13 protein-coding genes are annotated in these 14,435 nt (G+C 63.5%); 10 read left to right on the top strand and 3 right to left on the bottom strand.

Features of this window, described 5'->3' with window-relative positions; genetic code table 11:
• Nucleotides 1–185: 185 nt before the first annotated feature.
• The 9 genes from tkt to ACK1U9_RS20135 all read left to right on the top strand — a co-directional run bounded on the left by tkt (nt 186) and on the right by ACK1U9_RS20135 (nt 9,578).
• Complete coding sequence (gene tkt, locus ACK1U9_RS20175; protein WP_108480781.1) at nt 186–2,183, top strand: transketolase; 1,998 nt, start codon at nt 186–188, stop codon at nt 2,181–2,183.
• 150 nt (nt 2,184–2,333) lie between these two features.
• Complete coding sequence (epd, locus tag ACK1U9_RS20170) at nt 2,334–3,395, top strand: erythrose-4-phosphate dehydrogenase (RefSeq protein WP_013974502.1); 1,062 nt, start codon at nt 2,334–2,336, stop codon at nt 3,393–3,395.
• Between the two features lie 12 nt (nt 3,396–3,407).
• Entirely contained in the window at nt 3,408–4,571 is a 1,164-nt protein-coding gene (locus ACK1U9_RS20165) for a phosphoglycerate kinase (RefSeq protein ID WP_046613409.1), read from the top strand.
• Nucleotides 4,571–4,822: a hypothetical protein gene (locus ACK1U9_RS20160; protein ID WP_046613408.1), complete on the top strand. Its 252-nt coding sequence runs from the start codon at nt 4,571–4,573 to the stop codon at nt 4,820–4,822. Before ACK1U9_RS20165 ends, ACK1U9_RS20160 begins: the two co-directional genes overlap by 1 nt.
• A 63-nt stretch (nt 4,823–4,885) precedes the next feature.
• Nucleotides 4,886–5,215 (top strand): MliC family protein, encoded by a 330-nt coding sequence (locus ACK1U9_RS20155; RefSeq protein WP_013974499.1) that lies wholly within the window; start codon nt 4,886–4,888, stop codon nt 5,213–5,215.
• Between the two features lie 100 nt (nt 5,216–5,315).
• Nucleotides 5,316–6,380, top strand: coding sequence for a class II fructose-bisphosphate aldolase (gene fba / locus ACK1U9_RS20150; RefSeq protein ID WP_108480780.1), 1,065 nt, complete (start codon nt 5,316–5,318; stop codon nt 6,378–6,380).
• A gap of 216 nt (nt 6,381–6,596) precedes the next feature.
• Nucleotides 6,597–8,729, top strand: a complete 2,133-nt coding sequence (locus tag ACK1U9_RS20145; protein ID WP_108480779.1) for a putative bifunctional diguanylate cyclase/phosphodiesterase — start codon at nt 6,597–6,599, stop codon at nt 8,727–8,729.
• Between the two features lie 39 nt (nt 8,730–8,768).
• Entirely contained in the window at nt 8,769–9,269 is a 501-nt protein-coding gene (locus ACK1U9_RS20140) for a M48 metallopeptidase family protein (RefSeq protein ID WP_085599791.1), read from the top strand.
• Between the two features lie 12 nt (nt 9,270–9,281).
• Entirely contained in the window at nt 9,282–9,578 is a 297-nt protein-coding gene (locus ACK1U9_RS20135; protein WP_046613403.1) for a winged helix-turn-helix domain-containing protein, read from the top strand.
• A gap of 23 nt (nt 9,579–9,601) precedes the next feature.
• Here the strand turns inward: ACK1U9_RS20135 and ACK1U9_RS20130 are convergent, their stop codons facing one another.
• Nucleotides 9,602–10,054, bottom strand: coding sequence for a GNAT family N-acetyltransferase (locus tag ACK1U9_RS20130; protein WP_046613401.1), 453 nt, complete (start codon nt 10,052–10,054; stop codon nt 9,602–9,604).
• A gap of 155 nt (nt 10,055–10,209) precedes the next feature.
• On the opposite strand from ACK1U9_RS20130, the gene ACK1U9_RS20125 reads away from it, so the two are divergent.
• Nucleotides 10,210–10,947, top strand: coding sequence for a substrate-binding periplasmic protein (locus ACK1U9_RS20125; RefSeq protein ID WP_108480778.1), 738 nt, complete (start codon nt 10,210–10,212; stop codon nt 10,945–10,947).
• A gap of 68 nt (nt 10,948–11,015) precedes the next feature.
• Here ACK1U9_RS20125 and yccS read toward each other — a convergent pair whose 3' ends face one another.
• Nucleotides 11,016–13,199 carry a YccS family putative transporter gene (gene yccS / locus ACK1U9_RS20120; RefSeq protein WP_449110140.1) on the bottom strand — a complete coding sequence of 728 codons (2,184 nt, stop codon included), beginning with the start codon at nt 13,197–13,199 and terminating at the stop codon, nt 11,016–11,018.
• Nucleotides 13,200–13,283: 84 nt separating this feature from the next.
• Nucleotides 13,284–14,435 (bottom strand): NAD(P)/FAD-dependent oxidoreductase (locus ACK1U9_RS20115; protein ID WP_449110139.1); only part of this gene is annotated, 1,152 nt, incomplete at its 5' end.

Raw genomic sequence — 14,435 nt, 5'->3', positions numbered from 1 at the left:
GTGGGGGAGCGGGCGAGCCCGCGAAGAAGCCAGCACCGTTCCCCGGATTTTTACCCGAAATCAGTGCCAATCAGAGGAAAATCCCCCGACTGCGACCATACGTCATTGCCCCAAGCCCCCCCAGTGGGCGAAAATGGCCGCCTTTTTCGTGACACCACCTATTCAAGCCCCCCAGGAGATCAGCGATGCCCAGCCGTCGTGAACGTGCCAACGCCATTCGTGCCCTCAGCATGGATGCCGTGCAAAAGGCCAACAGCGGCCACCCAGGTGCCCCCATGGGCATGGCGGATATCGCCGAAGTGCTTTGGCGCGACTATCTGAAGCACAACCCGAGCAACCCGAACTTTGCCGACCGTGACCGCTTCGTGCTGTCCAACGGCCACGGTTCGATGCTGATCTACTCGCTGCTGCACCTGACCGGCTACGACGTCACCATCGATGACATCAAAGGCTTCCGCCAGCTGCACAGCCGCACCCCGGGCCACCCGGAATACGGCTACACCCCGGGCGTCGAGACCACCACCGGCCCGCTCGGCCAGGGTATCGCCAACGCCGTGGGCTTCGCCCTGGCCGAAAAAGTGCTCGCCGCCCAGTTCAACCGTGACGGCCACACCGTCGTCGACCACAACACCTACGTGTTCCTCGGCGACGGCTGCATGATGGAAGGTATCTCCCACGAAGTCGCCTCGCTGGCCGGCACCCTGGGCCTGAACAAGCTGATCGCCTTCTACGACGACAACGGCATTTCCATCGACGGCGAAGTGCACGGCTGGTTCACCGACAACACCCCGGCGCGTTTCGAAGCGTACAACTGGCAGGTGATCCGCAACGTCGACGGCCATGACGCCGACGAGATCAAGACCGCCATCGAGACCGCTCGCAAGAGCGATCGCCCGACCCTGATCTGCTGCAAGACCATCATCGGTTTCGGCTCGCCTAACAAGCAGGGCAAGGAAGACTGCCACGGCGCACCGCTGGGCAACGACGAAATCGCCCTGGCCCGCAAGGAACTGAACTGGAACCACGGCCCGTTCGAAATCCCGGCCGAGATCTACGCCGAGTGGGACGCCAAGGCTGCCGGTGCCAAGGCCGAAGCCGACTGGAACCAGCGCTTCGACGCCTACGCCAAGGCCTACCCGGAGCTGGCTGCCGAGTTCAAGCGCCGCGCCGCCGGTGACCTGCCTGCCGATTTCAGCGAGAAAGCCCAGGCCTACATCAACGAAGTGGCCGCCAAGGGTGAAACCATCGCCAGCCGCAAGGCCAGCCAGAACGCCCTGAACGCATTCGGCCCACTGCTGCCGGAGTTCCTCGGCGGTTCGGCCGACCTGGCCGGTTCCAACCTGACCCTGTGGAAGGGCTGCAAGGGTGTCGAAGCCAACGACGCCAGCGGCAACTACGTGTTCTACGGCGTGCGCGAGTTCGGCATGACCGCCATCATGAACGGCGTTGCCCTGCACGGTGGCCTGGTGCCTTACGGCGCGACCTTCCTGATGTTCATGGAATACGCCCGCAACGCCGTGCGCATGTCGGCGCTTATGAAGCAGCGCGTGATCCACGTCTACACCCACGATTCCATCGGCCTGGGCGAAGACGGCCCGACTCACCAGCCGATCGAGCAGCTGACCAGCCTGCGCAGCACGCCGAACCTGGACACCTGGCGCCCAGCCGATGCGGTGGAATCCGCCGTGTCCTGGAAAAGCGCCCTGGAGCGCAAGGACGGCCCTTCGGCTCTGATCTTCTCGCGCCAGAACCTGCAGCACCAGGGCCGCAACGCCCAGCAGATCGCCGACATCAGCCGTGGCGGCTACGTGCTCAAGGATTGCGCCGGCGAGCCTGAGCTGATCCTGATCGCCACCGGTTCCGAAGTGGGCCTTGCTGTTCAGGCGCACGCCAAACTGACCGAACAAGGCCGCAAGGTGCGTGTGGTTTCCATGCCGTGCACCAGCGTATTCGATGCCCAGGACGCTGCCTACAAGCAGTCCGTGCTGCCACTGGAAGTGGGGGCGCGCATTGCCATCGAAGCCGCTCACGCCGACTTCTGGTACAAGTACGTCGGCCTGGAAGGTCGTATCATCGGCATGACCACCTACGGTGAGTCGGCGCCGGCTTCGGCACTGTTCGAAGAGTTCGGCTTCACCCTGGAGAACATCCTGGGTACCGCCGAAGAGCTGCTGGAAGACTGATACAGGCGTAAGGCGAGGGCTTCGCCCTCGTTTCGCGACACAAGGCCGCTCCCACAAGGTACTGCGTACGCGGTACCTGTGGGAGCGGCCTTGCGTCGCGATGGGCCGCAACGCGGCCCCAACAGCCATCATGCGTTAGCGAGCCAACGAATGCCCCACCTGCGTCCCTACAAAGTTGCACTCAACGGTTATGGCCGTATCGGCCGCTGTGTCCTGCGCGCGCTGTTCGAGCGGGGGGCAAAGGCCGGTTTCGAGATCGTCGCGCTGAACGACCTGGCCGACCAGGCCAGCCTGGAATACCTGACACGCTTCGACTCCACCCATGGGCGTTTCCCCGGTGAGGTGAAGGTCGATGGTGACTGTCTGCATATCAATGGTGACTGCGTGAAGGTGATGCGCAGTGCCACCCCGGAAGGCATCGACTGGGCCGCCCTGGACATCGACCTGGTGCTGGAATGCTCCGGCGCCTACCACACCCGCGCCGATGGCCAGCGCTTCCTCGATGCCGGCGCGCCGCGGGTGCTGTTCTCGCAGCCGATGGCCAGCGAGGCCGACGTCGATGCCACGGTGGTCTATGGCGTGAACCAGGCCTGCCTGACCGGTAACGAGCGCCTGGTGTCCAACGCCTCGTGTACCACCAACTGCGGCGTGCCGCTGTTGCGTGTACTGGACCAGGCATTCGGCATCGAGTATGTGCAGATCACCACTATCCACTCGGCGATGAACGACCAGCCGGTGATCGACGCCTACCACCACGAAGACCTGCGACGCACGCGTTCGGCCTTCCAGTCGGTGATCCCGGTGTCCACTGGTCTGGCGCGTGGCATCGAGCGCCTGCTTCCGGAACTTGCCGGGCGAATCCAGGCCAAAGCGGTACGCGTACCGACCGTCAACGTCTCGTGCCTGGACATCACCCTGCAGACCGCCCGCGATACCAGCGCGGCCGAAGTCAACCGGGTGCTGCGCGAGGCGGCGCTGGAAGGCCCGCTGAAAGGCTTGCTGGCCTACACCGAGTTGCCCCACGCCAGCTGTGATTTCAACCATGACCCGCACTCGGCGATCGTCGATGCCAGTCAGACCCGTGTTTCCGGCCCCCGCCTGGTGAACCTGCTGGCCTGGTTCGACAACGAATGGGGGTTCGCCAACCGTATGCTCGACGTTGCCGAACACTATCTGCACGTCGTCCACCCAACCCGCAACAAACAGCCCTGAAGGACTGCATTCATGACCGTGTTGAAGATGACCGACCTCGACCTGCAAGGTAAGCGCGTACTGATCCGCGAAGACCTCAACGTGCCTGTGAAGGACGGTGTGGTAGCTAGCGACGCGCGTATCCTGGCAGCGCTGCCGACCATCAAGCTGGCCCTGGAGAAGGGCGCGGCGGTAATGGTCTGCTCGCACCTGGGCCGCCCGACAGAGGGTGAGTTCTCTGCCGAGAACAGCCTCAAGCCGGTCGCCGACTACCTGAGCAAGGCCCTGGGCCGCGATGTTCCGCTGGTCGCCGACTACCTGGATGGTGTCGAGGTCAAGGCTGGTGACCTGGTGCTGTTCGAGAACGTGCGCTTCAACAAGGGCGAAAAGAAAAACGCCGACGAGCTGGCGCAGAAGTACGCAGCCCTGTGCGACGTGTTCGTCATGGACGCTTTCGGTACTGCCCACCGTGCAGAAGGTTCGACCCATGGCGTTGCCAAGTTCGCCAAGGTCGCTGCTGCCGGCCCGCTGCTGGCAGCCGAGCTGGACGCCCTGGGCAAGGCCCTGAAGGCCCCGGCCAAGCCGATGGCAGCCATCGTTGCCGGCTCCAAGGTCTCCACCAAGCTGGACGTGCTGAACAGCCTGAGCTCGGTCTGCGACCAGCTTATCGTTGGTGGCGGTATCGCCAATACCTTCCTGGCCGCAGCCGGCCACCCGGTGGGCAAGTCGCTGTACGAGCCTGACCTGGTCGAAACAGCCAAGGCCATCGCCGCCAAGGTCAGTGTGCCTCTGCCGGTCGACGTGGTGGTTGCCAAGGAGTTCGCCGAGAGCGCCGAAGCCACCGTAAAGGCCATTGCCGACGTTGCCGCTGACGACATGATCCTGGACATCGGCCCGAAAACCGCAGCCCAATTCGCCGAGTTGCTGAAGTCGTCGAAGACCATCCTGTGGAACGGCCCGGTCGGCGTATTCGAGTTCGACCAGTTCGGCAACGGCACCAAAGTGCTGGCCAAGGCCATCGCTGACAGCGCCGCGTTCTCCATCGCCGGTGGCGGTGACACCCTGGCAGCCATCGACAAATATGGCGTTGGCGCCGATATCTCCTACATTTCTACCGGTGGTGGCGCCTTCCTCGAGTTCGTCGAGGGCAAGGTCCTGCCGGCCGTGGCAATCCTGGAAGAGCGGGCCAAGGCCTGATGACGGCGGCGCTTGGCAAAGGGAGCGGCCTGATGGTCAAGCAATTGCCTGTGATGATGCTGGCTGGCCTGCTGAGCGCATGCGCTGGCGGCCCGGCCTCGGATGCCGACACGGCGCAGCCGCCCAAGGGCGGTTGCTACCAGTCCGAGTGGCAGGCCGAGACCGTGCCGGTCATCAGCAAGCGCGTGGGCCCGGAAGGCCTGGAAAAGTACGACGAAGACCACCAGCGCAAGGCACCGGGTTGTCCTTGAGTCCGGCATTTCGTCGGGGCGGGCAACCAAGCGACCGCTGCGTGGTCATCTAGAGGATATGTAATGAAAGCGCTTTTGGCCGTGACGGCCCTGGCGACACTGGCAGGATGCTCGCTGCTGAAGCCGGCGCAACCCGCCCCGGCAGACGACTGGACCCGTTGGGTCTGCGACACCCAGGCGGAGGTGCTGTGGCGCTTCGCCGATGCGCAGCGCGACCAGGTCGATGTGCGCCTTGGTGGCGGCGACCAGGTCTACCGGCTCAAGGCCGAGCCGGGTGCTTCGGGTGCGCTGTACAGCGATGGCATGCTGGCCTTCCACACCAAGGGCGAAGAAGGCCTGGTGTACTGGGTGGCAACCAACGATCTGATTGGGCGGGGCTGCAAGGCACCGTGACTGGCCGGGCCGCGAGGGTGGCCCACACTACTTGAACAGCAACCGCCCCTGCGGCAGGCTTGCACGAAACAAACGACGCTTGTCGGGAGAGAGATACACAATGGCACTCATTAGCATGCGCCAGATGCTGGACCACGCCGCCGAGTTCGGTTACGGCGTACCAGCTTTCAACGTCAACAACCTCGAGCAGATGCGCGCCATCATGGAAGCGGCCGACAAGACCGACTCCCCGGTGATCGTGCAGGCCTCGGCCGGTGCTCGCAAATACGCCGGTGCCCCGTTCCTGCGTCACCTGATCCTGGCGGCCATCGAAGAATTCCCGCATATCCCGGTGTGCATGCACCAGGACCACGGCACCAGCCCTGACGTCTGCCAACGCTCTATCCAGCTGGGCTTCAGCTCGGTGATGATGGACGGCTCGCTGGGTGAAGACGGCAAGACCCCGACCGATTACGAGTACAACGTCCGCGTTACCCAGCAGACCGTTGCCATGGCACACGCCTGCGGCGTTTCGGTAGAAGGCGAGCTGGGCTGCCTGGGTTCGCTGGAAACCGGCATGGCCGGTGAAGAAGACGGCATTGGCGCCGAAGGCTTGCTGGACCACAGCCAGATGCTGACCGACCCGGAAGAGGCTGCCGACTTCGTCAAGAAGACCCAGGTCGACGCCCTGGCGATCGCCATCGGTACCAGCCACGGTGCCTACAAGTTCACCAAGCCACCAACCGGTGACGTGCTGGCCATCGACCGCATCAAGGAAATCCACAAGCGCATCCCGAACACCCACCTGGTGATGCACGGTTCGTCCTCGGTACCGCAAGAGTGGCTGGCGATCATCAACCAGTACGGCGGCGACATCAAGGAAACCTACGGTGTACCGGTCGAGGAAATCGTCGAAGGTATCAAGCATGGCGTGCGCAAGGTCAACATCGATACCGACCTGCGTCTGGCTTCCACCGGTGCCATGCGCCGCCTGATGGCGCAGAACCCGAGCGAGTTCGACCCTCGCAAGTTCTTCGGTGAAACCGTCAAGGCCATGCGTGACGTGTGCATCGCCCGTTACGAAGCCTTCGGCACCGCTGGCAATGCCTCGAAGATCAAGCCGATCTCCCTGGAAGGCATGTACCAGCGCTACCTGAAAGGTGAGCTGGCCGCCAAGGTCAACTAATCTTCTGGTATTAATGAAAAAGCCCGCAGCGATGCGGGTTTTTTCATTTTTGGGTGTTAGAACCTCATGCCTGTGCCGGCAAAGCGACCGTTAGTCGGCTACCGTATAGTTGAGGCACTGATAGCGTTCTGATTGCATTGCGTGTTATCCGCTCAGGTCTAGAGTACTAGTGGATCCAACCGTATCTTGAAGTCGGTCACATAATAGAGAAGCAGCATGGATGGCGCTCACCCTCACCCCCAACCTCAGCCACTGGATGGCTGCTCGGTTCTTCTGGTGGTAGACGATTACCCCGAAAACCTCATCAGCATGCGGGCATTGCTGGCCCGCCAGGATTGGCAGGTGCTGACGGCAAGCTCGGGGATGGAAGCCCTGAGCGCGTTGCTCGAGCATGATGTCGACCTGGTCCTGCTGGATGTACAGATGCCGGAGATGGACGGCTTCGAAGTCGCCCGGCTGATGCGCGGCAGCCAGCGTACCCGGCTGACCCCGATCATCTTCCTCACCGCCAATGAACAGTCCGAAGCGGCCGTGCTCAAGGGCTACGCCAGCGGCGCCGTGGACTACATGTTCAAACCGTTCGACCCGCAGATTCTCAAGCCCAAGGTCCAGGCTCTGCTTGACCAGCAGCGCAACCGACGCATGCTGCAGCGCCTGACCCGTGAGCTGGAAGCGGCCAGGGCGTTCAACGCGTCGATCCTGGAGAACGCTGCCGAGGGGATTCTGGTAGTGGATGCCCAGGGCATCATCAGCTTTGCCAACCCGGCCATTTCCCGTTTGTTGTCAGCTCCGGTGCAGCAGTTGCAGGGCGCCCAACTGCTCGACCTGGTGCAACTGGCCAGTGCCAGCCTGTGGAGCGAATCGGAGTTCTACCAGGCCTACCTTGGGCGGCGCATCTTCCGCGTGCACGATGCCCAGTTGCGCACCCTTGGCGGCGAGCTGGTGCCGGTCGCGTTGTCTTGTGCACCGCTGCCGACAGAACAGCAAGCCATGGTGGTTACCGTGCTGGACATGTCGGTGGTGCGCAACCTGCACCAGCAGCTGGAATACCAGGCCGTCACCGACCCGCTTACCGGCTTGCTCAACCGCCGCGGGTTCTATCAGGCCGCCGAAGGTGCACTGCTGCGCAACGAGCGCTCGGACAAGGCGCAGGCACTGATGTACATGGACCTGGATGGCTTCAAGCGCATCAACGACTCGCTCGGCCACGACGCTGGCGATCGGGTGCTGCACTGGGTGGCCGAACAGCTCAAGGATTGCCTGGGCAGTGAAGCGTTGTTGGCGCGCATGGGCGGCGACGAGTTCACCGCGCTGTTCGACAGCCTGCCTTACCCGGAGCAGGCCGGGCGCTATGCCGAGCGGTTGCTGGAGCGCATTTCCATCAGCCACCAGGTGGAAGGGCTGGATGTGAGCCTTGGTGTGAGCATCGGCATCGCCACCTATCCGGATTGCGGCGCCAATGTCGAAGGCCTCTTGCGTGCGGCCGATGCGGCTATGTACGCGGCCAAGCAAGCCGGGCGCCAGCAGTATCGCTTCTACGATCAGGAGCTCAATGGCCGGGCGCGTTCGCGGCTGATGCTCGAGGACAGTGTACGCGCGGCCGTGGAGCAACAAGACTTCACTCTGGTTTACCAGCCGCAGGTTGGCTTCAACGATGGCCGCCTGCGTGGCTTCGAGGCCTTGCTGCGTTGGCAGCATCCCAGTGTCGGCGACGTTCCGCCGGGGCTGTTCATCCCGTTGCTGGAAGAGGCGCGCCTGATCAACCGCCTGGCCAGCTGGATCTACCGCCAGGGCGCGGCTCAGCGCCAGGCCTGGTGCCAGCGTTACCCGGCGGACCTGGTGCTCGGTATCAGCCTGAGCCGCGCGCAGTTCGCCATGCCCAGCCTGGTCGACGAACTGCACCGGGTCATCCAGCTTTACCAGCTGGACCCGGCGCAGCTGGAAGTAGAGGTGGCGGAAACCTCGCTGATGTACAACATCGATGCGGCGGTGAAGCAGATACATCGTTTGCGCGAGCTGGGGGTGCGGGTGGCGCTGGATGACTTTGGTGCCGGCGACTGTTCGTTGCGCATGTTGCGCGACCTGCCGATCGATACCCTCAAGCTCGACCGCCACCTGGTGGCGCGCCTGCCCGACTCGGCGGAGGATGCCGCGCTGGTGCGCAGCGTCATCGGCCTGTGCGCCGACTACAGCATCACGGTAATCGCCGAGGGGGTGGAAACCCCGGCCCAGGCGGCCTGGCTCAAGGCCAATGGCTGTGAGTACGTGCAGGGGTTCCTGGTGGCATACCCGATGACCGCCACGGATGCCAGCAGCTTCCCGGCAATTTTCTCCTGGCCGGGGCCATGATTGGCTAGAATCGGCTTTCGTTACACCGAATGCAGCCCCATGACCGTATTACGATACCTGCAAGCCTACCCACCGCACCTGCAGCAGCAGGTGCGGCAGATGATCGACAGCGACCGTCTCGGCGAGTACCTGCAGCGCCGCTACCCCGACCGCCATGACGTGCAGAGCGACAAGGCGTTGTACGGCTATGCCCAGGATTTGCGCCAGCAATACCTGCGCAGCGCGCCGAGCCTGGACAAGGTTCTGTTCGACAATCGTCTCGACCTGACCCATCGGGCCCTGGGCCTGAATACGGCGATATCGAGGGTGCAGGGCGGCAAGCTCAAGGCGAAGAAGGAAATCCGCATTGCCTCGCTGTTCAAGGAGGCCGCGCCGCAATTCTTGCGCATGATCGTGGTGCATGAACTGGCACACCTGCGCGAGCGCGACCACAACAAGGCGTTCTACCAGCTCTGCCAGCACATGGAGCCGGACTATCACCAACTGGAATTCGACCTGCGCGTCTACCTGACCTATCGGGAGCTGCCGGGCAACTGTTAAGGACCACGCAGCATGGAAGTGAGCAAGACCAAGAGCAGCTTCTACCGCCGCCTGTACGTGGCCTGGCTGATCGACAGCCAGACCGCGACCAGCGTGCCGGCCCTGATGGAGGCTACCGGCATGCCCCGGCGCACCGCCCAGGACACCATTGCGGCGCTGGCCGACCTGGATATCGTCTGCGAGTTCGAACAGCAGGAAGGCGCGCGCAACCACGCCGGGCATTACCGCATTCATGACTGGGGGGCGATCGACAAGCAGTGGATCATCCAGCACCTGCGGCAGCTTCGCGAAGTGCTGGGGTATCCCTGAGGGGGCGAAGCCCCCCGGCGATTTCAACCCTTGCGCATCCCGATATGCGGAATGTCGTCCTCAAGATATTCTTCGCCCACTACCTCGAACCCATGCCGGGCATAGAACGCCTGCAAATGCGCCTGCGCCGACAGATAGACCGGCACCCCCGGCCAGCAATGCTCCGCTGCCTCCAACCCCTTGAGCAGCAAGGTATGCCCCAGCTTCAGCTCACGTGCCGCAGGTGCAGTCACCACCCGCCCGATCACCACGTCCCCGCCCTGGGATTGCGGGTCGAGCAGGCGCAGGTAGGCCACCAGCTTGTCATCCTGCCAGCCCATCAGGTGCAGGGTATCGCCGGTCAGGTCCTGGCCATCGACTTCCTGATAGGCGCAGCGTTGCTCGACCACGAACACTTCAGTGCGTAATTGCAGAATGGCGTAGAGCTGGTCCTTGCTAAGATCGGTGTGGTGCTTGCAGAGCCAGTCGATGGACATTGGCGCGAACTCCTTGGGTGGGCCGTCGATCATCGCATGATGTATGTGTCACGGCCAAAATAGAGGCTAAATGACACTATTGGCCGCTGCCCTCGGCAACGGCTTTGTGTAATCTCATCGCCAGTGTGTGCCCTCCACTGCAAAAGGACGTGAGCATGCGGCCACTGTTTTGTGTTCTGGGATTGCTGGCGATAATGCTTGCAACACCCGCCCTGGGTCGCGAAAAGCTGCGCCTGGTGGCCGACAGCTGGCCGCCGTTCACCGATGCCAACATGCCGGGCGGTGGCCTGGCGACCAGCCTCGTCACCACGGCACTGTCCCGCGCCGGCTACCCCAGCGGGGTCGAAGAGGCACCGTGGGCGCGGGCTCTGCTGGGGGTGAGCGAGGGGCGTTACGACGTGTTGATCAACGCCTGGTACAACGACTCGCGCGCCAGCATCGGGCAGTTTTCCAAAGCCTACCTGGTCAACCGTATTCGCCTGCTGCAGCGCAAGGGCGAGGCGTTTCGCTACAAGCGCCAGTCAGACTTGTACCCGTACAGTATCGCTGTGGTGCGTGATTACGCCTATTCCCCCGAGTTCGACCGCGACACCCGCCTGCACAAGGTGGTGGTGCGCAACTTTCCTTCTGCGGTACGCATGCTGGCGGCGGGGCGGGTGGACCTGGCGGTGGAAGACGAGTACGTGGCCCGTTACAACTTGCAGCGCGAACTGCCGGAGGTACGCGATGGGGTGATGCTGGTGGAGCCACCGTTGGGGGAGAATACCCTGCATATCCTGGTCAGCCTGAAAAACCCGGAGCACGAGCGGATCGTCGAGCGCTTCGAGCAGGCGATTGCGGCGATGAAGGCGGATGGCAGCTATGCGCGGCTCATGCGCCAGCATGGTTTCTGATCTATATCGCCTGTGCCGGTCTCTTCGCGGGTTTACCCGCGAAGTGGCCCGCACAGGCGATATACAACTCAGGCCGGTGCACCTTCCTTGATCAAATGCGCGGCCAGGGTCCGCAGCGGCCCCAACTGCCGGCAGATCAACGCCAACTGCGTCTGCACCAGCCGTTGGTGCTCGTCCAGCTCTTCCGGCATCTGCTCCAGGGCATTGGCCAGCGCTTCTTCGGCATCACTGTGAATCGCCACCGGCAGCCGCGCGGCCAGGCCGTTGGCAATCTCGTCCAGGCTGCTGGCCAGGCTTTGCCCGGCACCTTCGATCAACTGCTCCTGCACCTCCGCCGGCAAGGCCGTGTCGCGGTGCGCTCCCAGCCCCGAGAGGTAGCTGAGCAAGGTATGCGACAGCACCAGGAAGCGGAAGCCGACGTCGGCCTCCTTCCGGAAATGCCCCGGTTCCATCAGCATGTTGGCCAGGGTGGTGGACAGCGCCGCGTCGGCGTTGTGGGCGTTGCGCCGGGCCAGGCGGTAGGCCAGGTCATCGCGCTTGCCGTGGGCATATTGCTGCATGATCTGCCGCAGGTACACGCTGGCGCAGGCCAGCGTATTGGCCAGCGCCTTGTTCAGCCGCCGCCCCTGCCAGTCGGGGAGGAACAGGAACACCGCGAGAATGGCGATCAGGCTGCCGACCAGGGTATCGAACAGGCGCGGCAGGAACAGGCCATAGCCATCGCCGATCTGGTTGAAGCAGAACAGCACCATCAGGGTGATCGCGGCCGTGGCCAAGGTGTAACGGGTGGTGCGGTTGACGAAGAACACCACCCCGGCGACTACTGCGAACAACGACTGGATGACCGGGTTGGGGAACAGGTCGAACAATACCCAGCCCACTGTCAGGCCGACGGCGGTGCCGGCTATCCGCTGCACCAGCTTGCGCCGGGTCGCGCCGTAGTTGGGCTGGCACACGAACAGCGTGGTGAGGATGATCCAGTAGCCCTGGGTGGGGTGGATCAGGTGCACCATGCCATAGCCGATCGACAACGCCAGGGGTAGGCGCAGGGCATGGCGGAACAGCAGCGAGGTCGGAGTCAGTTGGGTGCGCAGGCGGGTCCACACGTCCTTCAGTGAGCGTGGCGAGCGGTCGAGGAGGCTGCTGTCGCTGGTGTCGGCCAGGCTGTCCGGGTTGCTGGCGGCGCTGAGCAGGCGGTCGAGCGTCGCCAGGTTGGCCGCCAGCGCGCGCAGCGAGCGCAACAGGCCACGCCAGGCCGGGTTGTTCTGCGTGCGCAGGTGTTCCAGCGAGGCGTTGAGGTCTTCGAGGGCTTCGGGATAACCGCTGGCCAGCACGAATGGCTGGCGCAGGCGGATCGAGCGGGCCAGTTCCTGGCAGGATGAGCCTTGCTTGCGCAGCAGTCGTTGGCAACGGAACATCACGTCGCTGTGGAAAAAGGCCTCGGTCAGGGCGTTGTAGGGATAGTGCGAAGCACTGACCCGTTCATGGATGTCCTGGGCCAGGAAGTACAGCTTGAGGTAGCGGCTGACCTTGGAGTTCGGCTGGCTGTTGCCCACCCGGTGCAGGATGATTTCCTTGGCCGCGTTGAGCGCTGCCACTACCTTGCCGTTCTGCTGGGCCAGCTCCAGGCGCCGGGCTTCGACGTCGAGGGTGCGGATGGGTTCGAACAGGCTGGCCTTGAGCTTGAGGTAGCTGCCCAGCTCGAAGAACAGCTTGGCCAGGCTCTGCTGCACCGGCTGGTTGGAAAACAGCGCCTGCCACAGCACCGACAGCAGCCCGTACCAGGCTGCACCCGCCACCAGCAGCAGTGGTTCGTGCCAGAAGTCGGTGACCTGGCCGCCGCGCTGGTCCACGCCGATCATGGTGTACACCGCAGTGATCAGGGTCGCTGAAGCGATGGCGCCATAGCGTTCGCCCAAGGCACCGAGCATGGTAAGGCCGAAGGCCGCCAAGGCCAGGGCAATGGCGAATACCCACGGGTAGGGGAACAGCAGTTCGACCGCCAGTGCGGCGATGGCAAAACACACCAGGGTGACGGCCAGCGCGCTGAGGCGGCCCTGCCAGCTGTCATCGGTTTCGGCCAGGGCACTGGCGATGATGCCGAGGAACAGCGGAATCAGCAGGGCCATTTCGTTCTGGTACCAGCACAGGGCCAGGCTGCCGGTGAGGGCGATGGTGACCCGGATGCTGTAGCTGAACTTGTCTTGACCCCACAGGCGACGCAGTGACTGACGGAACGAGCTCGATGACATGATGGCCTGCTAGGCAGTGAGCAAATGGAATGCATTGCAGCACGGCCAGCAAGAAGCGTTCCGTGCTGCTGAATGGATTCTACTCTACACGAACTGCGCCGCGGCGTTGGCGGAGGCCCAGGCCCACTGGAAGTTGAAACCGCCCAGGTGGCCAGTCACATCCAACACCTCACCAATGAAATACAGCCCGGGGCTCTTCAGCGATTCCATGGTCTTGGACGACACCTCGCGGGTATCCACGCCGCCCAGGGTCACTTCGGCTGTGCGATAACCCTCGGTGCCGGCCGGCACCACCTGCCAGCTCGCCAGCTTCTCGGCGATCTGTGCCAGTTCTGCCGGGGTGTACTGCTTCATGGGCCGGGACTCGAACCACTGCTCGGCCAGCAGGTTGGCCAGCTTGCGGGTAAACACCTCGCCCAGCACGGTCTTCAGCTCGGCGTTGGCGCGTTCGGCTTGCATCTGTTGCAGCCAGGTCAGTGCATCACGGTCGGGCAGCAGGTTGATCTCGACCGTGTCACCGGCTTCCCAGAACGACGATATCTGCAAAATCGCCGGGCCGCTGAGGCCGCGATGGGTAAACAGCAGGTTCTCGCGGAAGCTGGTGCCGTTGCAGCTGGCGGTGCAATCCAGCGAAGTGCCCGAAAGCTCGGTGCACAGTGCCTTAAGCTGGGGCTCGGTGATGGTGAACGGCACCAGCCCTGCGCGGGTCGGCAGCAGCGTGTGGCCGAACTGGCGGGCCACCTGGTAGCCGAAGCCGGTGGCACCCAGGGTCGGGATCGAAAGGCCGCCGGTGGCGATCACCAGCGACTGGCAGGCGAACTGGCCGCCGCTGGTCTGCAGCAGGTAGCCGCTTTCGGTCTTCTCGATCTGCTCGATGCTGGTGTGCATGCGGATCTCGGCGCCGGCCTCGTCGCATTCGGCCAGCAGCATGTCGAGGATGTCGTTGGCCTTGTTGTCGCAGAACAGCTGGCCGAGCTTCTTCTCGTGGTAGGCCACGCCGTGCTTGCACACCAGCTCGATGAAGTCCCATTGGGTGTAGCGGGCCAGGGCCGATTTGCAGAAGTGTGCATTCTGCGAGAGGAAGTTGCCTGGCTCGGTATACATGTTGGTGAAGTTGCAGCGGCCGCCGCCGGACATGAGGATTTTCTTGCCCGGTTTGTTGGCGTGGTCGAGCACCAGTACCCGGCGGCCACGGCGGGCGCTGAGCTGTGCGCACATCAGGCCGGCGGCGCCGGC

The sequence above is a fragment of the Pseudomonas sp. XP1 genome, from assembly GCF_053557675.1.
Note: the sequence above shows the minus strand (reverse complement) of the source record. Positions and strands in the feature narration are given on the sequence as shown.